Annotated in this window: 17 protein-coding genes and 1 pseudogene; 3 read left to right on the forward strand and 15 right to left on the reverse strand. The window is 63.7% G+C overall.

Annotated elements, in window-relative coordinates; genetic code table 11:
- The 6 genes from rplT to QZ307_RS07460 all read right to left on the reverse strand — a co-directional run.
- On the reverse strand, positions 1-272 hold a 272-nt coding region (gene rplT, locus QZ307_RS07435; RefSeq protein WP_295997991.1), incomplete at its 3' end, for a 50S ribosomal protein L20.
- A 27-nt stretch (positions 273-299) separates the two neighbouring features.
- Positions 300-497, reverse strand: a complete 198-nt coding sequence (rpmI, locus tag QZ307_RS07440) for a 50S ribosomal protein L35 (RefSeq protein WP_275207552.1) — start codon at positions 495-497, stop codon at positions 300-302.
- A complete protein-coding gene (gene infC, locus QZ307_RS07445) occupies positions 497-1,069 on the reverse strand; it encodes a translation initiation factor IF-3 (RefSeq protein ID WP_275207551.1) in 573 nt (190 codons plus the stop codon). The genes rpmI and infC overlap by 1 nt, the downstream gene beginning before the upstream one ends.
- A 379-nt stretch (positions 1,070-1,448) precedes the next feature.
- Positions 1,449-2,597 (reverse strand): histone-lysine N-methyltransferase, encoded by a 1,149-nt coding sequence (locus QZ307_RS07450; protein WP_295997996.1) that lies wholly within the window; start codon positions 2,595-2,597, stop codon positions 1,449-1,451.
- A gap of 49 nt (positions 2,598-2,646) precedes the next feature.
- Entirely contained in the window at positions 2,647-3,012 is a 366-nt protein-coding gene (locus tag QZ307_RS07455) for an SURF2 Surfeit locus protein 2 (RefSeq protein ID WP_295998001.1), read from the reverse strand.
- A gap of 76 nt (positions 3,013-3,088) precedes the next feature.
- Positions 3,089-6,004 (reverse strand): insulinase family protein, encoded by a 2,916-nt coding sequence (locus tag QZ307_RS07460; protein WP_295998004.1) that lies wholly within the window; start codon positions 6,002-6,004, stop codon positions 3,089-3,091.
- A 160-nt stretch (positions 6,005-6,164) separates the two neighbouring features.
- Here QZ307_RS07460 and QZ307_RS07465 point away from each other — a divergent pair, with 160 nt between their 5' ends.
- Together QZ307_RS07465 and QZ307_RS07470 are read left to right on the forward strand one after the other, a co-directional pair.
- Positions 6,165-6,941, forward strand: coding sequence for an ATP-binding cassette domain-containing protein (locus QZ307_RS07465; protein ID WP_295998013.1), 777 nt, complete (start codon positions 6,165-6,167; stop codon positions 6,939-6,941).
- An 8-nt stretch (positions 6,942-6,949) separates the two neighbouring features.
- Positions 6,950-7,879 carry a SufD family Fe-S cluster assembly protein gene (locus tag QZ307_RS07470; RefSeq protein WP_295998015.1) on the forward strand — a complete coding sequence of 310 codons (930 nt, stop codon included), beginning with the start codon at positions 6,950-6,952 and terminating at the stop codon, positions 7,877-7,879.
- A 93-nt stretch (positions 7,880-7,972) separates the two neighbouring features.
- Here the strand turns inward: QZ307_RS07470 and QZ307_RS07475 are convergent, their stop codons facing one another.
- Positions 7,973-9,049 (reverse strand): ABC transporter substrate-binding protein, encoded by a 1,077-nt coding sequence (locus QZ307_RS07475; protein ID WP_295998018.1) that lies wholly within the window; start codon positions 9,047-9,049, stop codon positions 7,973-7,975.
- A 430-nt stretch (positions 9,050-9,479) separates the two neighbouring features.
- Here QZ307_RS07475 and QZ307_RS07480 point away from each other — a divergent pair, with 430 nt between their 5' ends.
- A complete protein-coding gene (locus QZ307_RS07480; protein ID WP_295998021.1) occupies positions 9,480-10,238 on the forward strand; it encodes a double zinc ribbon domain-containing protein in 759 nt (252 codons plus the stop codon).
- 64 nt (positions 10,239-10,302) lie between these two features.
- Here the strand turns inward: QZ307_RS07480 and QZ307_RS07485 are convergent, their stop codons facing one another.
- The 8 genes and pseudogenes from QZ307_RS07485 to QZ307_RS07520 all read right to left on the reverse strand — a co-directional run.
- Entirely contained in the window at positions 10,303-11,628 is a 1,326-nt protein-coding gene (locus tag QZ307_RS07485; RefSeq protein ID WP_295998027.1) for a glycosyltransferase family 2 protein, read from the reverse strand.
- A gap of 256 nt (positions 11,629-11,884) precedes the next feature.
- Positions 11,885-15,463 (reverse strand): chromosome segregation protein SMC, encoded by a 3,579-nt coding sequence (smc, locus tag QZ307_RS07490; RefSeq protein WP_295998031.1) that lies wholly within the window; start codon positions 15,461-15,463, stop codon positions 11,885-11,887.
- A gap of 5 nt (positions 15,464-15,468) precedes the next feature.
- Positions 15,469-16,332, reverse strand: coding sequence for a ribonuclease III (rnc, locus tag QZ307_RS07495; RefSeq protein ID WP_295998035.1), 864 nt, complete (start codon positions 16,330-16,332; stop codon positions 15,469-15,471).
- Positions 16,329-17,417, reverse strand: a complete 1,089-nt coding sequence (gene plsX / locus QZ307_RS07500; RefSeq protein ID WP_295998038.1) for a phosphate acyltransferase PlsX — start codon at positions 17,415-17,417, stop codon at positions 16,329-16,331. Before plsX ends, rnc begins: the two co-directional genes overlap by 4 nt.
- A gap of 196 nt (positions 17,418-17,613) precedes the next feature.
- Positions 17,614-17,793, reverse strand: a complete 180-nt coding sequence (gene rpmF, locus QZ307_RS07505) for a 50S ribosomal protein L32 (RefSeq protein WP_275207518.1) — start codon at positions 17,791-17,793, stop codon at positions 17,614-17,616.
- Positions 17,794-17,921: 128 nt separating this feature from the next.
- Complete coding sequence (locus QZ307_RS07510) at positions 17,922-19,193, reverse strand: chloride channel protein (protein ID WP_295998042.1); 1,272 nt, start codon at positions 19,191-19,193, stop codon at positions 17,922-17,924.
- Between the two features lie 111 nt (positions 19,194-19,304).
- The gene (locus tag QZ307_RS07515; RefSeq protein WP_295998044.1) at positions 19,305-19,847 is read right to left on the reverse strand and encodes a DUF177 domain-containing protein; all 543 of its coding nucleotides are present in this window, start codon (positions 19,845-19,847) and stop codon (positions 19,305-19,307) included.
- A 74-nt stretch (positions 19,848-19,921) separates the two neighbouring features.
- Positions 19,922-20,166 (reverse strand): annotated as a pseudogene (locus QZ307_RS07520) (ATPase); the annotation flags it as partial.

Consider the following 20,166-nt stretch of genomic DNA (forward strand, 5'->3'; position numbering starts at 1 on the left):
TCTAGCTCGATGCCAGCCTTCTTCAGGCCGTTCATGAACACCGAGTAGGACAGGCCGTTCAGGCGGGCAGCCGCGTTGATGCGGGTGATCCACAGACGACGGATCTCGCGCTTCTTGTTGCGACGATCGCGGTACATGTACTGAAGCGAATGCTGCACCTGCTCCTTCGCAGCACGGTAGGAACGGGATTTCGCGCCATAGTAGCCCTTCGCACGATTGAGGACGGTACGACGCTTCTTGCGGGCATGAACGGAACGCTTTACACGAGGCATATCTTAATCACTCCTTGGAAACAAATACTAGCGAAGGCCGAGCTGACGCTTGACGACCTTGGTGTCGGCGGGGGCAACCTCGGTCTCGTGACGGAAGTTGCGCTTACGCTTCTGGCTCTTCTTGGTCATGATGTGGCTCTTGTAGGCCTTGGCGCGCATAAGCTTGCCGGAACCGGTCACACGGACGCGCTTGGCGGTACCGCGATGGGTCTTCATCTTGGGCATTAGTTGTCCTTTCCTTCGTCGTTCTTGGTTTCCTTCTTCTTCTTAGCCGATGCAGGCAGAGGAGCGATGAGCATGTGCATGTTGCGGCCCTCCATCTTGGGCTGGTTCTCGATGACCGCCACATCCTTCAAGTCGTCGGCAAGACGCTCGAGGATGGAAAGACCCTGCTCGGGATGGGCCATCTCGCGACCGCGGAACATGATGGTGATCTTCACCTTGTTGCCGGCCTCGAGGAAGCGAAGAACATGCTTCTTCTTGGTGGTGTAGTCCCCGATATCAATTTTCGGGCGGAACTTCATTTCCTTGACTTCGATCTTGTTCTGGTTCTTGCGCGCCTGCTTCGCCTTGATGGCCTGATCGTACTTGAACTTACCGTAGTCCATAATGCGGCAGACCGGCGGATCGGCGTTGGGGGCAATCTCGACCAGATCGAGGTTCATGTCGTCGGCGATGCGCTGGGCCTGGGCCGTGGGATACACGCCCATCTGGTTCCCGTCGAAATCGATCAGACGGCACTCACGCGTAGTGATCGCGTCGTTGAGCCGGGGCTCTTGAGCAGCTATCGTGCTCACCTCCTTCTGTGTTTGCACACATAAAAACCCGCCGGGCCCAGGGCACGCGGCGGGTTTGCACACAACTATGGTTCGTTATGCGTGGAACCCATCAGCAACCCGAAGGCGCCGAACCAGGTGGAAGGCCGGAAAGCCTTCACTTGATTACACAGCCTGATTACTATACATCCCTTCCCTACGCATTGCAAGCATTTTTTCGCACTTATGCGTCCGAAGAGGTCAGCAAAGGTCCGACAGACGCCTCGAGTAGTCCCACCTTTGGACCCAACAGCTTTCGCGGTGCGCCGTACCTAAAGTAAGGGGCAGCGCCACGGGTTTGTCGGAGCCACAGCCCCAACATATCCGTCCGTCCCGTAGGAACAGGCGAAACACGGGAATGCTACGAGTTCACATAGATGAAGATCGTGCGAACCGTGTCGGCCAGATTGCTGGAGGCGTTGGCCATGGCGTAGTCGTAGGACAGCACCGCCGACCAGCTGTAAGTGGCGTCATCCATGGTGGCCTCGCCCGAGAACGAGCAATACTCCTTGGCCACGGTGCGCCCGTCGCTATCGTAGGTCGTGTACTCGTCGGAGTCCTCGGGCAGCGTCACCGCTCCTTCGGGCAGGGAAAGCCCCGCCTCGGCCAAGGTCTTCTCGATGATATTCTGATCCTCGATAGCGTTCTTGAAGCTGAGAGCCCCGTAGCCGAGAGAAGCCGTCGAGGCCGAATAGCCCGCCTGAATGATCTTGCCCTTCTTGTTCAGCCCCAGGTACACCGTGGGCGTGCCCGTGCGGCTGTCCGCCGGCTCAGTGGTCAGGGCAACGCGCGATTCCTGGCGAATGGGATTGCCCTTCTCCTTCACCTCGCGGGTGCTGGACACCTGCGCCCCGTGCTGCAGCTTCTCTACCGCCTCGTCCTGGGTCAGGCCCAGCAGCGACACCAGATCGGGCACGGTCGTGGTTTTCACCGTTTCCGTGGAAGCGTCTTTGGCCTCGTCGGGCTGGATTTCCGTCACCTGCTGCTCGGCGGTTTTCGCCTGCTGCACGGCGGTGTGGCCCGACTCTTTGTACATTTGGATGCCGAAATAGCTCATGGCGCCCAAAAGCACGATCAGCAGAAGGATAACGACGATGAGGATGCGGCGCATGCGGCGGGACTTCCGCATGTACTCGGGCATGTCCTTGCCCTTCTTCGCCTTCTTGCCCTTTTTAGCGCCATCGTCGGGAGCCGCATGACGGGCATGGCGGCCGCCGCCTTTCTTGGCGGCCGGCTTCGCGCCCGGCGTCTCAGTGATGTGCACGGCCATGGATGCAGGCAGCTCGGCCTCTTCCGAAGCGACGGCCTCGGCTCCGAAGCTCTCTTCCTCGGCGACGAGCGCCTCTTCTGCGAAGTCGGACGCCTCGTCGGGCTCCGGCTCGTCGAAGGAGCCGTCGACGGGGCGAAATGCCTCGGTATAGCTGTCGTCGGATACGGGCGAGAACGCCTCGGTCAGGCCGATGGCGTTGCCGTCGAATTCGTCGGGAGTGCGGTGGAGCTTTTTCGCCATAATTCGTCTTTCTCGTTTGGGGCTTCGTTACTCAGAATGGCTGTCCTTGCTAGCGTGCTACGAGAAACCAGACCACGAAGGCCACAATGCCCAGAAGAGCCACAACAATGACGGCCTTCTGCACCGAGTTCATCTTGGAGCTCTCGATGTCCTCGAGCGTTGTCTCGCGATAACCGTCGTCGGGACGCGCGGGCGCGGGCGCCACCGGCTCCTCAGCAACAACAGCGCTTCGGGAAACGGAAGCCGCAGGCCCCTCCTCGGCCTCCCCGACCTCGACAGCCACGGGCTCCGACGGAGCCGGCGGAGCAACGGGCGGCTCATCGGCCGGTGCCTCGACAATGCCCGCCTGGATGACGATATCGTCGTCTTCGTCAGCCGAAACCGTGATATGGGAGAACTGCCGCTCCTTCGTCATAGGGCTGATTCCTTTCATTCGCGAGTGCCTATTATAACGTACGAGGTCGGCCATCGCCGATTCCGCACAAACCGCCCTACCCCACCAAATCGACGACGGTGAAGCCTTCCTTCGACTCGGCAATGATGTCGCGGCTGCCAAAGACGCAGGACAGCCCCTGATCGGCCAGGGCATCCACCGCCGGCCCCAGGGCCTGTACGTCCGCCAGAGTGGCGGCTACCACCTGGGCGCGCACCGCAGCCCGGTCAGCCAAGGTGGCGCCGGCGAAGTAGAGCGCGTCCTGGCGACGCAGAAGCTCGCGGGCCTTGGCCGGCGCATCAAGGGACGCCGTCGTGGACACCACATAGCCGTCCATCTCGGCCTCGGTGGGGGCGAAGGTGGCCGCCAGCCACGAACCCGCCGCCCCGAAGCGCGCCAGCGTCTCGTCGATGCGCGGGTCGCGATAAGAGTAGAAGCGACTCGATCCCGTGCGCAGGGTCTTAAAGCCAGCGCCATAGGCACCGCCCTTCACGCGCACCTCGGTCCATAGGTAGTCATAGGAAAGAATGCGGGCCGCCAGAAGCCAGGTGCCGTCATAGGGCAGCCCCAGCAGCGAGCGATCCCAGCCAGCGGCGCAGAACACCACGTCGGCCGGCACCGCGAAAGCCTCGTGGCGGTTGACCGGCGTGGGCACCGTAAGCGCCGCCGGGGCCGCCGTGCCGCCCAGGGCCGGCTCGGCCGCCGCGAAACGCGCCAGATCGTCGTCGCTGCCCGCAAAGGAAAGCGTGCAGCCCCCGTCGACGAACAGGCGATGCGCCAGCGCGGCCAGCTTGGCCGACAGATCGGCCGCGCGCTCGTCGAAATGCTCGAGCAGCTCCTTCAGGAAGCGGTAGAAATCCACGCCGCCGAGCGCCTCGCGCAGCACCCCGGCCGGCAGATAGTAGGACGCCACGCGGGCCATGGCCGCCGTATGGCCCGAGCTGGCGAAGGACTGCTCCAGCGCCAAGCGCCACTGAGCCAGAATATCGCGAATGCGGGCCGTGTCGGAGAAGTCGGTCTCGGTGAGCACTTCATTCACAAGACTCACCGTCCACTCCACGTTCTCGGACAGGGCCGAGGCGCCCGCCACCACCATCGGCGCAAGACGCTCGCGATTCTGCGCGTCCTCATGCACCTCGCAGCCGAAGCCCAGGTTGCCCAGACGGGCCTGGACCAGGGTGTCGAGCTCGGCGGCCGTATGGCGCGCTGTATCGAGCTTGCCCAGCACAAAGGCAAGCACCGTGACGTAGGGCAGCTCCTCGAAGGCGACGCCGTCCAAGGAGAAGTAGCGATAGGCGTAGGCAATGCCGCGCGTAGAGATATGGTGACGCAGGCACGTCATACCAGCCACCTCCGTCACCTCCCACGGCTCCTCGGCCGGGGCGGGGCCGATGTCGGCGCGGGTCAGCTGGGGCAGCTTCGCCACGGCCGCCGGGTCGTCGGGCGCTTCCTGGGCCTCTCGCAACGCGTCTACCTGGGACTGGACGGCATCGAAGCCGCCCACGTCTTCCAGTGCGGCGGCCACCGCAGCCTCCTCGGCCTGCTCGGGCGCGTTCTCATCGGCCGTTGTGGGAACCACCTCGGCACAAGCCCAGTGGTCGTTCTCCAGGAACAGCGAGCGCAGCAGCGCCTCGAAGTAGCCCTCGTCGAGCTTCGCGCGCAAATCAGCGAAGGCGTCCTCGTAGCGCAGATAGGCCGCAGGGTCCTTGTCGTCGTAGAGCCACCCGGCCATGACGCTCATGGACAGCACTACCCCGTCGGGATAGCCGAAGTTGCGCTCGCGCATGACGAATTCCGCATGGGAGAGCGCAGCCGCCACGAGCTCGTGATCGAGAGCGCCGTCGGCAAGGCGCGCCGCCTCGCGAGCCACCACCGCTTTCAGGCGCTCGGCCGCCCCCTCCTTGGCGCCCTTCAGGCACACCATGGCAAAGGGCTGGGCAATGGCGTCGGCCAGGTAGGCCACCACATCGTCAGCTACGCCCTCGTTCAGCAGGGCGCGCTTGAGCGGCGCCTCGTTGGAACCGAGGACAGCATCGATGAGAATGTCCGTGGCAATCAGACGCTCGCGGTCGACCGCGCAACCGGCCACATAGCCCACGGCCGCGCAGGCGTTTTCCGGCGCGGTAGCCATGGCAGTGCGCTTCAGCTCGCACACCACGGGCGCCTGGAGCGCCAGGGGGTTCGGCTCCCCTGCCTGGGTCGACGCCTCCTCGGCCAAGGGCGCCAAGTAGTGTTCGTTGATAAAGCCCAGGAACCGCTCGATGTCCATATTGCCGTACAGAATCAGGTAGGCGTTGTCGGGGCGGTAATGGCGGCGATGGTTGTCCAGAAAGCCCTCGTAGGTCAGGCTCGGAATGGCCTCGGGCGTGCCACCGGACTCGAAGCGGTAGGTGGTGTCGGGGAACAGCGCCGCCGACAGCGTGTCGTAGAGCACCGAATCGGGGTCGGACAGCGCGCCTTTCATCTCGTTGTAGACCACGCCGTTGTACACAAGCGAGCGGTCCTCCCCCTGGCCCTCGACTTCCCAGTGCCAGCCTTCCTGCTGGAAGATTTGCGGGCGCCGGTAGATGTCGGGGTGGAACACCGCGTCCAAGTACACGTCCATGAGGTTCTCAAGATCCTGCTCGTTCGTGGAAGCCACCGGGTACATGGTCTTGTCCGGGAACGTCATGGCGTTCAGGAACGTCTGCATGGAGGTTTTCAGCAGGTTGACGAACGGCTCCTTTACCGGGTACTTCTTGGAGCCGCACAGCACCGAGTGCTCCAAGATATGAAAGACCCCCGTGTCGTCGGCGGCCGGCGTTTTGAAGGTAATGGAGAAGGCCTTGTTGGCATCGTCGTTCTCAATCCACATGAGGCGCGCGCCCGATGCGCGATGGCGCAGCACGTGAACCGTACCCTCCACCTCGGCCACCGGCTCGGAACTTTCCCAGGAAAAGCCGCAGGCAGCGGCCATGGTTGCAAAATCGGTCATAGCGGTCCCTTCGTTTTCGTTTCCCCTATTCTACCAAGGCGCTCGACATTCCCTGCATCCTTCATGGTGTCGTTATTATTTCTCCGCGAAGAGGATCAGTTTCGCTATAATCAGCCCGAAAAGCAAAGACGAGCTTCCGAGACGAGAGACGGAGTAATCCATGCTTGAACTGAAGAACCTGGTGTTCGAGGTACCGGCCGATGACGGCGGCACCAAGCGCATCATCGACGACTTGTCGCTGACCATCCCCGACGACCGCTTCACGGTTATCACGGGCCCCAACGGCGGCGGCAAGTCCACCCTGGCCAAGCTCATCATGGGCATCGAAGAGCCCACGAGCGGCACCATCGAGTTCGACGGCCAGGACATCACGAACCTGTCCATCACCGAGCGCGCCCGTCTGGGCATCGGCTACGGCTTCCAGCAACCGGCCCGCTTCCGCGGCATGAAGGTGAAGAAGCTGCTGGACATTGCCGCCGGCAAGAAGCTGCCCATGCTGGCCTGCAACGAGTACCTGTCGAAGGTGGGCCTGTGCTCGGCCAGCTACCTTACCCGCGAAGTGGACAAGTCCCTGTCGGGCGGCGAGGTGAAGCGCATCGAGATCGCCACTATTCTGGCCCGCGACCCAAAGCTCGCCATCTACGACGAGCCCGAGGCCGGCATCGACCTGTGGAGCTTCGACCGCCTCACCGAGACGTTCCGCGACATCCACGAGGCCCGCGACGGCCGCTCCATCGTCATCATCTCGCACCAGGAGCGCATCATCTCGCTGGCCGACGAGATCGTGCTTCTGCAGGCCGGCAAAGTGGCGGCCACGGGCACCCCGGCCGAGCTCATGCCGCAGCTGGGCTTCGCCGCCCGCAGCCTCGACGATCACGGCTGCCCGCTGTCGGTTCCCACCGAGCTGCACCTCACCGAAATCCCCACCACTTGCTAGGAGCAATCATGGCTGTAGACCTTTCCCCTATCGACGAGAACCTGCTGGAGGAGATTGCCAGCATGCACGGCATGCCCAAGGGCGCCTTCAACATCCGCAAGGACGGCGAGTTGGTAGAGCGCCACTCGTCGGCCTACATCGATATCGAGACCAAGACCGACAACCCCGGCATCGACATCCGCATCGCGCCCGGCACCAAGGGCGAGACGGTGTACATTCCCGTCATCGTCACGAAGAGCGGCCTGAAGGACGTGGTGTACAACACCTTCTACATCGGCGACGACTGCGATGTCACCATTATTGCCGGCTGCGGCATTCACAACGATTCCCACGACGCCTCCGAGCACGACGGCATTCACAGCTTCTACCTGGGCAAGAACAGCCGCGTGCGCTACGTGGAGAAGCACTACGGCGAAGGCGAGGGCACCGGCGAGCGCATCCTGAACCCCACCACCAACGTCTACATGGAGGAGGGCTCCTCCTGCGAGATGGAGATGGTGCAGCTGCGCGGTGTCACCTCTACCGAGCGCGACACCAACGCCGAGCTGGGCGCCAACGCCAAGCTAGTGCTTACCGAGAAGCTGCTCACCCACGGCACCCAAACGGCCGTGTCCAACATGAAAGTGGAGCTGAAGGGCGAGGGCTCCAGCGTGCAGGTCATTTCCCGCTCCGTGGCGCAGGACGACTCCGTGCAGATCTTCAACCCGCTGGTCATCGGCGAGTGCGCGTGCCGCGGCCACGTGCAGTGCGATGCCATCATCATGGGCAACGCCAAGGTGAAGGCCATTCCCGGCATCGAGGCGGCCAGCGAGGACGCCATGCTCGTGCACGAGGCCGCCATCGGCAAGATCGCCGGCGACCAGATCGTGAAGCTCATGACGCTGGGCCTTACCGAGGAGGAGGCCGAGGCCGAGATCCTCGATGACTTCCTTAGCTAACGCCTCTTTCAGCACGCAACGCAAACGGCCCCCGGAAGTTCAGAACTTCCGGGGGCCGTCTCTTTGTAAGAGCTACGCGGTAGCGCCCGAGGGCTATTCCGTGCCGTCGCCGGTGTCCTCGCCGCCGTCCTCCATGCCGGGCACCGTGCCCACGCCAGCATCGCTATCGTCGGTACCGCTCTCGGTGCCGTCGCCCTCGCCCGTATCGCCCGAGGTCTCCTCGTCAGAAGTGCCCTCGTCGGAGGCGCCGTCGCTCGCATCATCGCCCGTGCCGTCGCCCGTGTCGCCGGAATCGGAGGAGCCCTCGTCAGAGCCGGAGTCCGCCGTGCTGGAAGCATCACCGATCACGGTGAGGCTATCGAGGGCCACGCTGGCACCCAGCCACTTGCGCTCGATAACGTCGACGGTGCCGTCCTCCACCAAACGGGTCAGGACGTCGCCCGCCGCCGTCTGCAGGTCCGTGTTGTCGGTGGCAACCCCCATGCTGTAGCCGCTCGGTTTCGTCAGCATGGCCACGATGGACACGTCCATCCCCTGGCCGTCGTTCGCGCCGTGGGCTGCGTACAGACCGATGATGGCATCGGCGGCCACATACTGCACCTCGCCGTTCTGCAGAGCCGTAAAGGCGTCGCTGAGACTATCGGTGGACTTCAGCGCGTCTTCACCGAACTCGTTGCTGACGGCCCAGGCGCTCTTCGAAGAAGTTTGAGCCGCAAAGGTGGCATCGGAGCCCGCGGTGGGAATGCCCGCGTCAGGGCTCGTAGCGAACACGGCAATGCCCGTGGGCAAGTAGGACGGCGACACCCAGAAATCACTCTCGGCGTTGGCGTTGTCGATGCCCATGACAATGTCGACCTTGTTGTCGGCCAGCGCGGAAGCCGGATCGGATCCCACGTCGACGATGGAGATCTTCAGGCCCAGCTCGTCGGCAATGGCCGCGGCGATATCGACGTCGATGCCGATAATCTTACCGGAGCCCATACCCGCGAGCGGCGGATTCTCGGTATTCACGCCCACGCGCAAGGTGCCCTCTTCGCCGATCGTGGGCGGAGCCACCTCGGCAGACTTCAATGCGGGGCGGTAATCGTTCGAGCCGGAGCAGCCGGCAAGAACGAACATCATGCAGGCAACCATCGTGGCCGCCAAGGCAAGAGCGAACTTCTTTTTCACGTAGTCCTCCGTATAACGCCTAACGGTACGCTTCTTCCGACTGACCTAGTCTTTGACCCCACACTCGCGCACGGGGGCTTTTGCTTGCGCTCATCACCCTCTCGCCCGTCGCGACGTCGGTGCCGCGATAGTGTTTGCGGGCGGTGCGACTTACCTCTAGGATACGCCATGCTCACCTTGGCCCGAAGGCCGCCGCTTACGTGGATCCTTTCGACCGCATCTGCCATGGACTAGGAGGCGTGTGCGCCTCCGCAACTACAGACCCGAAAGAAGCACGCCCTAGTGTATCAGATGGGGCTCCTCAGACAGAAAAAGCCCAGAGAACCTTCGCTGTTGCGGACGCTCATGGGAGTGTACGGGCGAAGGAACGGCGAAGCAGCTCCGACAAAGCGGCGACTTGCGAGCGGCACCGATCCCTGAGGCTGACCCTATGAACGACGCCGCGCCCTCACCCACCTCACTGCGCCCTGCGCTCGCCAAAGCACGCACGCTGCTCTGCGAGGCCCTGGCCGAAACCCTCTGGCCTACGCGCTGCGCCCTTTGCGATGCCCCAGGGCTTCCCCTCTGCTCCACGTGCCGGCGCCAGCTTCCCTTCATCGACGCCCTTACCGCCTGCCCTCGTTGCGGCGCACCCTACGGGCTCGTTCAGTGCACCGAGTGCACTGGCGTCATGACCGCCAGCGCGGGCTACGACCGCTTCCCCCTCGACGCCATGGCGAGCGCCGTCGTGCTTACGGGCCGCTCGCGCCGCCTCGTCACCACCTACAAAGATCAGGGAGAGCAACGGCTCGCTCACGACCTGGCAGCGCTCATGGAACCCTACATTCCCCCTTCTTGGTACCAGAACGCCCCCGCTTTGGCATACATACCCGCCACGGCTGCCGCCCGGCGGCGCCGCGGCTTCGACCATGGCGCTCTCCTGGCCCAAGCGCTCGCGCAGGAAACGAGCCTTCCGGTCGCTCCGCTGCTCGCGGTGCCGAGCCATCGGGACCAGCGACTCCTCACGCGACGCGAGCGCGCCGCCAACGCGAGTAACAGCCTGAGCGTGGTGCCCGGCGCGTCCGTGCCGCCAGTGCTCATCATCATCGACGACGTGTGCACCACCGGCTCAACGCTCTACGCCGCCGCAACGGCCCTGCGCCACGCAGGTGCCGACGCACTCTACGGACTCACCTTCGCTCGCGCATAAAAAGAGCCCCGCCAAGCGGGGCCCCCTCAAAAACAACGAAAATGAGAAAGCGTGCGAAGATTCGCTACTTTGTCAGGCGCGCGCCCTCCACTTCGGAGAACTCCGCCACATCCACGGAAATGGAGTGCTTGATAGGCTTCCAGGCCGCCTTCTTCACCAGCGCAATGAGCGCGATGGGGATGTAGGTGAGCATGAAGAACGGGAAGGTGAACATGTAGCGCACCTTCTTCGCCGTGGTGGTGCGGATGGAATCCCACTCCACGAAGGTGGTGAGCACGCCGAAGACGAACATGAACACAATATAGTTGAACAGGCAGAAGAAAATGGAGGACAGCGAGCTGGCCACGGCCACGCCCGTCGACATGGCGCCAGACAGGGCCAGGGCCACAATGACCGAGTTGAAGATGATGGAGATGATGGACAGCAGCATGCCGGGGGCGATGGTCATGAGCATGTCGTAGCAGGCGAAGCGGTAACCGCGAGGGTTGGTGACCGCGCCCTTCACCAGGCCGCCGGCGTAATGGGCGAACACCTGGTAGAAGCCCTTGGCCCAGCGGAAGCGCTGGTTCCAGGAATCACGGAAGGTGATGGGCTGCTCGTCGTAGAGGATGGCCGTGGGGCAATAGGAGATGCGCACGCCGTCGATGATGGACGAGGCCGAGAACTCGATGTCCTCGGTGAGCAGGTGCCACTTCCAGCCGCCCGCCTTCTTCAGAATATCGGCGGCAATGAAAAAGCCCGTGCCCGATACGGCGCAGGAGGTGTTCAGCGTCAGGCGCGCCTGGTTCAGGAACTTGGCCTCGCGCAGGAACCACACGCCGTAGCCGGCGGAAATCCAGTTGCTGCCGAAGTTCTTTGAGTTGCGATAGGACGTGGAAGCCTGAGCGCCGGCATCGAACGTGGCGTTCATCTCGCGGAAGTAGTTCACGTCGAGCACGTTGTCGGCGTCGAACACGAAGTAGGCCTCGTAATCGCGATCGGCGTACTGCTCCCAGATGGCCTTCAGACCGTAATCGAGGGCGTAGCCCTTCCCCACCAGCTTGTCGTTCTGACGGGGGAACACAATGGCGCCGGCCTCACGGGCCACTTGCGCGGTGTTGTCAGTGCAGTTGTCGGCAATGACGAAGATGTCGATGAGCTCGGCCGGGTACTTCTGCACCTTGATAGAGTGGATAAGGTCGGCGATGACCGTTTCCTCGTTGCGGGCCGCCACCATGACTGCGTAGCGGTGATTGCGCTTCGCTACGCGCTTAGGAGCCTTGCGCGTGAGCACCACCAGCACGTAGTAAAGCTGATAGGTATAGCAAATGGTGAACGTGATAAAAACGCAGATGTTGAATATGTCGACGAACGAGAGGTTCGTCACTTGCGAGGCCATGGTATCGAACACCGAAACGTTGCTCCTAGGTCAGCGCCCCTCGAGGCGCAACTTCACAAACGACTGAAGTATAGCGGTTTGTTGCAAGAACGCAGGTCACGGTTTGGTCAGCATTACCAATTTGATGCTATTTCGCCCAAAACAGCGGGCAAATGGCCCATTTCCCCCACACCCCCTCCATATCCGTAAGGTTGCCGTAAGGTTTGGGGGCGCCGAAAGAGTGAGACGGCCAACCGTCTGATTGGCCGTCTCACTCCGAGCCGCTACCCTATTCTGCGTGCTTGAGGGCCTGGTCGAGCTTTTGGCTGATGACCTTGGTGACGCCGTCGCCTTGCATGGACACGCCGAACAGCACATCGGCCATTTCCATGGTGCGGCGCTGGTGGGTGATCATGATGAGCTGGGTCTCGTCGCGCAGCGTGTTGATGTAGGCCGCCAGACGACGCAGGTTCGAGTCATCCAGCGCCGCCTCCACCTCATCGAGGATGTAGAACGGCGTGGAGCGGATGCGGTACACGGCGAACAGAAGCGCCAGAGCCGTCAGCGATTTCTCGCCACCGGAAAGCAGCATCATCTTGGCAATGCGCTTGCCCTTGGGCTGGGCGTTCACTTCCACGCCGGTGTTTTCCAGATCATCGGGGTCCACCAGCGACAAGTTGGCGTTGCCGCCCGGGAACAGCGTGGCGAAGATCTCCTGGAAGTTCGCGTTCACTGTTTCGTAGGTACGGATGAAGTCGTCCTTCATGCGGGCGTCGATGACGCGGTTGATCTTCGCCAGAGCTTTGCGGGCGCTGTCGAGATCCTCCAGCTGGGCAGCCAGGTAGTCGTAGCGCACCTTCAGCTCGTCGTATTCCTCGGCCGCATCGGGATTGATGGTGCCCAGGTTGGCAATGCGACGGTTGATCTTGAACAGCGCGTCCTCCACCTCGGGACGGTTCTCCAAGGGCGGTGTGGCCAGGGCCGTCTCCAAAGGCGTCTTGCAGTCGGCGGTAATGTGGTTGATGGCCGCCTCTACCTGCAGCTCCAAGCGTCCCTTCTGCACACGGGCCTCGGAGAGGCGCTCGGTAACACCGTCGAAGAGCGCATGGGCCTCATGGGCCTTCTGGCGCGCCTCTGCGACCGAGGCGTGCAAGCCCGTAGAGGAGTCCTGGGCCGCCGCGGCCTGTTCCTCGAGGGACTGGGTCCAGCGCTGGGCCGAGCGGGTCAGCTCGTCAAAGAGCACCAGCAGCGGCTCCAAACGGGCGGCGGACACGCGCTTCACCTTCAAAGAAGCCCGGGCCTCGTCGCTTTGCTGCGAAAGCGATGCCAGATCGCGTTCGCGGGCGTCGCGCACGCGCTCGGCGTAGGTGGTGCGCTCCACCAGGGTGGCGGCGGCCAGCTTCGCCTCGGACAGCTTGTCGGCCACCTTATGGGCCTCGCGGCGCAAAGGCGCCAGCTCTTCCTGGATGGCATCCTGCTTCTGCTTGGCCGCATCGATCTGCTGGGTAAGGTCGGTAATCTGCTTCTCGAGGTTCTCCACATTCGGGCGCGCCTCGGAGATGATAGCCTCGGCCTCCTGGCGCTGACGCTCCACGCCCTCCAGCTCACGACGCGTGGCCCCCAGCTTCTCGGCCGCCCCGTCGGCGGCATCGCGGACCGCTTGGGCGCGACCCTTCAAAGCCGCCAGCTGCTGGGACAGCTCCAAGCTGGTGGCCTGGGCGGCACGCAGGGCTTCCTCGGCCAGACGATGGGCCTCCTCGGCCTTTTCCATGGCCATCAGGGCCGCCCCCAGCTGGCCGCGCAGCTCTTCCAAGCGCCGCACACGGGCAAGCACGCCCGTGCCCTCGTCGATAACCGAGGCGCCCACGGACACCTTGCCCGAGGGCCATACCACCGAGCCGTCGGGCGTGGCGAAGCGCACTCCAAAGGCGTCGCGGCTGTGAGCCGCCAGGGCATCGTCCAGGGTGGGGCACACCACCACATCGCCCAGCAGGGCCTCAACGGCGCCTTGGGCCTCACGCGGGAAGGACAACTCGTCGACCAGAGGCACGCCTTCGTCGCCCGTGGCGCGTTCCTGCCACAAGAGCGCCACGCCGCGACTGCGCGCCGGACTGGCGTCGTCGCGAATGAGGAACACCGCCTCACCCTCAGCCTCCACGGCGTTCAACTGGCCGACAATGGCCTCGACGGCGGCGGGGCTCTCCACCAAAAGCGTGGCCACATCGCCGCCGAGCAGCGTTTCCACCAAAGCCTCGAAACCCGGGTTGGCGTGCACCACATGGGACAGCGGCTCGCACAGGCCCAGCAGCTCATCGGCGTGCTCTACCAGCCAGGCCCGCGCTTCGCCGGCCGAGACGGCGCTGGTGCGCTCCACCTCCTCCAGCGTGGCAATTTCCACCTCCAGGGCACGATGGGCGTCGCGCGCCTCGTCGAAGGCCGCGCGGGCGGCGTCGCGGGATTGCAGTGCCGTACCCACGGCCTGGCGGGCCGCCGATTCGTCGGCCGTCAGGGACTCCAAAGCACCTTGAGCCTCCCCCGCCGCCGCAGCCGCCTCTTCGGCCTCGGCCTGGGCGCGCTCCAGCTCCAGCGCCAGTTCAGCCCCGTGGCTCTCGATGACCTGGACATGGGCCAGGCCATGGGTAAGGGCCTCTTGACTGGAAGCCTGCTTGCGCTGGGCCGTCTCGCGCTCGCGCACGAATCGCTCGGCGTCCTTGCCCAGGGCGTTGAACTCGCGCTCGAGCGCACCGCGCTTCACCCCCAGGTCGCGGTAGACCAACTCGAGATCGGCCACGGTTTTCTCGGCCGTCTCGCGCTCGACGCGCGCCTCCTCGAACAGCTCGCGCGCCCGTTCCAGCTCGGCCACGGCCTCGGCGGCCTTCACCGCATTGGCTTCCAGGGAAAGCTCCAACTCGGCCGCGCGGGCCAAGGCGCCGCGCCGGCGCTCGCGCACCATCATGACCGTGGAATCGAAGCGCTCGACGGCAGCGGCCGCCGCGCGATGGCGCCGGGACAAGTCGCCCGCGTCCAGGGTTTCCACGCGAATGCGCTCCTGGAGCTCCTCGACAGCCTTCTCGGCGGCTTCGATGGCGGCGCGCTTTTCCTCCATATCGGCTACCAACGCGGACTCCTGCTGCTGAGCCGCCTCCCACTGGGCCTGGAGAGTGCGCAGGTCGTCTACGGCAATGCTCAAGGCAAGTTCGGCCTGCTGACCAGCCAGCTCCTGATAGGTGCGGGCCTTTTTCGCCTTGCGCTCCAAAGGACCCAGCTGACGGGCCACCTCGCCCACCACGTCACGGGCGCGCAGCAAGTGCTGATCCATGCTGGCAAGCTTGCGCTCGCTTTTCGCTTTGCGCTGCTTGTGCTTAAGGACGCCGGCCGCCTCCTCGATGAGCGCGCGCCTATCCTCCGGCTTGCTTTGAAGGATGGAATCGAGCGACCCCTGGGAAATAATGGAGTGGGTACCCGTGCCCAAGCCCGAATCGTGAAGGATGTCGAGCACGTCCATGCGGCGCGCCACCGTGCCGTTGATGAGGTACTCGCTCTCGCCGTTGCGGTACATGCGACGCGTCACGGCCACTTCGTCGTAATCCACCGGCAGGGTGCCGTCGGAGTTGTCGAGCACCAGGTCAACCTCGGCCAGACCCGTGGCCTTGCGCGCCGAGGAGCCGGCGAAGATGACGTCCTCCATGGCCTGGCCGCGCAGGTTCTTCGCGTTGCGCTCGCCCAGCACCCACAGGACCGCATCGGAAATATTGGACTTACCCGAGCCGTTGGGGCCCACGATGGCCGTAATGCCTGGCTCTAAAGACAAAACGCTGCGATCGGCGAAGGACTTGAAGCCCTTGAGCACGAGGGATTTCAGATGCATGGGCCTTAGTCCTGCTTCCTCTTCGCGGCATCGCGCTCGTTCTTCTTGCGCGCCTTCTCCTCGGCGCGAGCAGCGCGGGCCGCGGCCTTCTCTTCAGCGCGGGCCGCCTTCTCCTCGGCACGCGCCGCGGCCTTCTCGGCCGCCTGCTCCTCGGTAATGCCGATGCCGAAGAACTCGGACAGGCGCGCCAGTGTGGACTTCGCCGCCTGGCTCTCGGCCTCTTTCTTGGTGCGGCCGACACCCTGGGCCAAGCCCTTGTCGCCGGCGTACACCTGGGCCACGAAGGTGCGGTCGTGCGGAGGACCCTGGGTTTCCACCAACTTGTAGGTGGGGGTGATGCCGCCCTCTTGCAACTTTTCCTGCAGCGCGCTCTTGGGGTTTTCCGGCTCGCGGGCCAAATCGAGCGACATGCGCGGAATGAGCGTACGGTCGACAAAGGCCGAGGCCGCCGGCAGGCCGCCGTCCAAATACAGGGCCGCTACCACGGCCTCGTAGACGTTCTCCAGGGCCGAGTGAAGGCCGCGACGCCCGGTGCCCGTCTCGGAAGAGCCGAACACAATGATGTCGGCAAAGCCCAGCTTCTCAGCAGCGTCGGAAAGACTGGCGCCCGATACTAATGCCACCTTGATGCGCGTGAGGCCGCCCTCGTCCAGATCAGGGAAGCGATGGAAAGCCGTGGTGGCCACAATGGCACCCAGAATGGAGTCGCCCAGAAACTCCAGGCGCTCGTAGGAGTACTTCACCGCGCGCCCCTCGGTGGCCGAAGGGTGGGTAATGGCCGAAAGCAGGTACTGGGTGTTGCGGAAGTCATGGGCGATGATCTCCTGGGCCCGGGCCAGCTTCGTTTCTTGCTCCTGGGTGAGCGTCATTGGGCATCCGAGGCCGAGGCCTCCCCTTTCTGCGCAGCGTTGTCGATATGGTCGGACGTCGCGTCCGCGGTCTTGTTAGCTGAAGCCTTGGCCGCACCGGCGCCTACCAGCGAGGCGATAATGCCGGCCACGTCGGCGCGGGCCGTTTCGGCTGCCACCAAAATGCCGTTTTTCACGGCCGTCTCGTTAGAGGAGCCATGGCCCACGATGACGGCGCCCTTCACGCCAAGGAGCGGCGTGCCGCCGTAGGTGTCGGGCGAGAGCTTCTCTTTCAGCTCGCCCAGGCTGCCCTTCACCAGAAGGGCGCCCACCTTGGACAGAGCCGTGGACATAAGGCCGTCTTTCACGTATTTGAACAGGGTCTTCGCGGTGCCTTCGATGGTTTTCAAGCACACATTGCCCGTAAAGCCATCGGTGACCACCACGTCGAAATCGCCAGCCATGAGGTTGCCCCCCTCGCAGTTGCCCGCGAACTGGGGCACCTGCTTGGACAAAAGCCCGTAGGCCTCCTGAGCGAAGGCGTCGCCCTTGGTGTCCTCGGAGCCGATATTGAGCAGGCCCACCCGGGGACGGGCGACCCCCATGAGCGCCTCCATGTAGGCCACGCCCATCTGGGCGAACTGCACCAGGTACTCGGGCTTGCAATCGGCATTGGCCCCTACATCGATGAGCATGGTGGGACGGGCATAGGCGGGAAGAATCTGACCGAGGGCCGGGCGCTTCACGCCCTTCACGCGGCCCACCACCAAGGTGGCGGCGGCCAGACAGGCCCCTGTCGAGCCGGCGGAGAAGAAGCCGGCCACGGCGCCCTCCTTCACCAGGCGGCACCCTACCACGATGGAGGAATCCTTCTTGGCGCGCACCGCCCCGGCGGGATGCTCGCCCATCTCGATAACCTCGGTGGCTACCTGGGCACGGGCGCGGTCGTGGGCGGCCGCGAAAGGCTCGACGTGCTCAGCGGGGCCGACGAGCACCACATGGAGCTGAGGGTCGGCCTCAAGCGCCTGGAGCGCGCCGCGCAAAACAACTTCGGGCCCTCGGTCGCCGCCCATAACGTCGACGGCGATAGTGACGGGTGTGGTCACAGCTTCTCCTTACTTCAAGAGATGATCGGGCCCAGGGGCCTGCCCTGCCCATCGGCGGGCAGGCCCCTGGGCGCTACATTTATATAGCCAAAAAGCCCCCTGGCAAACCAGCGTGACGCTTGGCATGCGAGGAGGCTTTGCCGACACCATGCGAGATGCATTCACCTCGCATGATCGTCAACAGCATAAGGACAAGCTACTCGGTCTCGATGACCTCGCGGTCGCGGTAGTAGCCGCAGTTGCCGCACACGCGGTGGGGCAGCTTCACTTCGCCGCACTGCGGGCAAATGGAGCGGGCGGGCATGGAAATCTTGTCATTGGTGCTGCGACGGGCATGGGTGCGGGCGCGACCCATTTTGCGCTTAGGTACTGCCATCTCGATTACTCCTTCTATAGCTGGAACGACGGGTGCCGTTCACAACTTCATGTGTAAACGCACGATCTGATATGATACCGAAGCCTTGAAGCCCCTGCAAGGGGAAATATCCCCAAATTCGCCAACGGTCACGACCTCTTCAAATTGCGCCAATGGCCGATGGTCTGGCGCAGCACCGAGGTGGCGCCTTCGCCATAATACCCCACATCGCGGCCGAGACTGAAGGAGACCACAGTGCCCAATGCGAACAGCGGCGCCCCGGTCCAACCGAAGATCTCGCATCCCGTAAGGAAGGCGGCCAGAGGACAACGGCTCATGGACGCGAAGAAGGCCACGAGGCCCACAGCCGCCGACCAGCCGGCATCTCCCCCGGTCATAACCGTGCAAGAGGCGCCCAGAAGCGCGCCGACCGTGAACGTGGGCATAATCTCGCCGCCGCGGAACCAAAGTCCCAGGCAGATGATAGTCAGAAGCGCCTTGATGGCGAAGGCCCAGGTTTCCTGTTTTCCCGCCAAAGCCAGAGCTAGCTGGTTGCCGCCCGTGCCCTCGAAGGCCTGCCAGCCGAAGAGCGTCACCAGCACTATCATGATCACGCCGCCCAGAGCCACCCAGGCGTAATAGTTGGTAGAAAGGCGTTTCGTTGCCTGCTGCAAGCCGTCAATGGCCTTGATGTACAGCGCACCTACCACCGAGCAGCACACGGCAATGACAATGCACTGCCCTACGATGGGCCAGGTGAGGGTCGGAAGTGCTACTTTCGGAATAATATCGCCGATGCCCACCAAGCTGGCCCCGGCCCAGGCCACAAAGCAAGCAATGAGCATGGTGGGCAAATGCTTCACCACTTCGCGCTTATAGCGGGACAGCTCCACCACAAAAGCCGCCGATCCCAGCGGGGCGAAGAACAGCGCCGAGAAGGCCGCCGCCATACCCACCGAAGCCGCATAGGCGTTCATGCCCGTGCGGCCACCGTCGGAGGCGACCTGATCGGCCTTCCAAACCGAGCGCAGCTTGAAGGGGCGCCCCACCAGATCGCCCAGCGAGGCACCCATGTGAAGGGCACCGGCCTCCTTGCCCACCGAAGCGCCGCCCAGTATAGAAAGTGCCGTGCCAAGAAGAATGCCGGGGGCAAGGCTGGGAGAGATCTCGCGGTCCTCGCGAATGTCCGTGACCACCGTATGCGTGGTGGTATCGAGGGGCAGCTTCAGCGCACGGTATAAAAGAAGGCTGACCACGCCCAGCACCGGCAAGGCGTACAGCAGCCAGCCGTGGGCCACCACCACCCCGTAGGCGAAGTTCACCAGCAGGCACAGCACCACCGAGGCCACCGCCCCCACGGCACCCACCACAAGCGCAAAGAGGCCATGGCGGACTACCTGGCTTCCGTCGAGCACTGCCATCATCGCCTCCTTGCGCGTTCCTCGTGTCTGCCTCTACGGTAAAACACTAAGGAGCAAGGTCGGCGAAAGCGTAACCGCCCTGCCGCTCAACGTTACGAGGATGTTGAATGCCTAGTCGTCGAAATGGAGGTTCTTAAGGGCGGCGAAAGGATTGTCCTCGGCCGATGAGGCCTTATCATCGCAATCGCAGGGCCCCTCGTTCAAGTTCTTGCCGCACTGGGGGCACAGGCCCTTGCAGTCATCGTCGCAGAGGGGCACCAGCGGCAACTCGAGCAGCAGCGCCTGCTCGATAAGCGGCGCGATATCGATCACGTGATTGTCGGGCACGTAATCGAACTCGTCGTCTTCCATATCCTCGGGCGCCTCAGCTTCCTCGCCACCAATAAGGTAATAGCCCTCGATGTCGCCCGAAAGATCGTAGGCAACGTCCTCCAGGCAACGGGCGCACTGGGTGACCGCCTGGGCCTGGGCCTTGCCCATAACCAGCAGGGCATCCCCCGTATTGGTAATGTCCACGGACCAGGCAATGGGGCCCTCGAACGTGTAAGTGTCGGGGCCAGCCTCCAGGCGGTCGCACGAAACCGTGCCCTCATAAGGGCGCATCTCGGCGGACTCGAACAATTCCTGAGGCAGATGAATCTTCACGGCTTCCATGGAAACCCTCCTTTGAAAACGAAGGGCGCGCCTTGGTGGCGCGCCCCTGAAGTGCTGATATGCTTGCCGAATTCCTAGCGCACGTTAATGGACGTGGCGTTAAGGCGATCACGGCAGCGGCGCGTGTTGTTGAGCAGGGTGTCGAGGCTCTGCTCGATGTGCCCGAACACCTCATCGGCGTAGTCTTCGGCACCGGCGCGGGTCTGACGCTCCAGCTCGCGGGCATCGGCCAGAATGGTGTCGGCCTGCTGCTGGGAGATGCGCACGATTTCCTGCTCGGAGGCGATGGTGATGGCCTGGCTGCGCGCATCCTCGATCA

This window comes from uncultured Adlercreutzia sp., from assembly GCA_910585575.1.
Taxonomy (GTDB): Bacteria; Actinomycetota; Coriobacteriia; order Coriobacteriales; family Eggerthellaceae; genus Adlercreutzia.

Excerpts from the sequence above, each read along its gene's own strand:
- rpmI (WP_275207552.1), bottom strand. The coding sequence starts at position 497 with ATGCCCAAGATGAAGACCCATCGCGGTACCGCCAAGCGCGTCCGTGTG.
- QZ307_RS07450 (WP_295997996.1), bottom strand. The coding sequence starts at position 2,597 with ATGGCGAAAAAGCTCCACCGCACTCCCGACGAATTCGACGGCAACGCC.
- QZ307_RS07455 (WP_295998001.1), bottom strand. The coding sequence starts at position 3,012 with ATGACGAAGGAGCGGCAGTTCTCCCATATCACGGTTTCGGCTGACGAA.
- QZ307_RS07460 (WP_295998004.1), bottom strand. The coding sequence starts at position 6,004 with ATGACCGATTTTGCAACCATGGCCGCTGCCTGCGGCTTTTCCTGGGAA.
- QZ307_RS07465 (WP_295998013.1), top strand. The coding sequence starts at position 6,165 with ATGCTTGAACTGAAGAACCTGGTGTTCGAGGTACCGGCCGATGACGGC.
- QZ307_RS07470 (WP_295998015.1), top strand. The coding sequence starts at position 6,950 with ATGGCTGTAGACCTTTCCCCTATCGACGAGAACCTGCTGGAGGAGATT.
- QZ307_RS07480 (WP_295998021.1), top strand. The coding sequence starts at position 9,480 with ATGAACGACGCCGCGCCCTCACCCACCTCACTGCGCCCTGCGCTCGCC.
- smc (WP_295998031.1), bottom strand. The coding sequence starts at position 15,463 with ATGCATCTGAAATCCCTCGTGCTCAAGGGCTTCAAGTCCTTCGCCGAT.
- rnc (WP_295998035.1), bottom strand. The coding sequence starts at position 16,332 with ATGACGCTCACCCAGGAGCAAGAAACGAAGCTGGCCCGGGCCCAGGAG.
- rpmF (WP_275207518.1), bottom strand. The coding sequence starts at position 17,793 with ATGGCAGTACCTAAGCGCAAAATGGGTCGCGCCCGCACCCATGCCCGT.
- QZ307_RS07510 (WP_295998042.1), bottom strand. The coding sequence starts at position 19,193 with ATGGCAGTGCTCGACGGAAGCCAGGTAGTCCGCCATGGCCTCTTTGCG.
- QZ307_RS07515 (WP_295998044.1), bottom strand. The coding sequence starts at position 19,847 with ATGGAAGCCGTGAAGATTCATCTGCCTCAGGAATTGTTCGAGTCCGCC.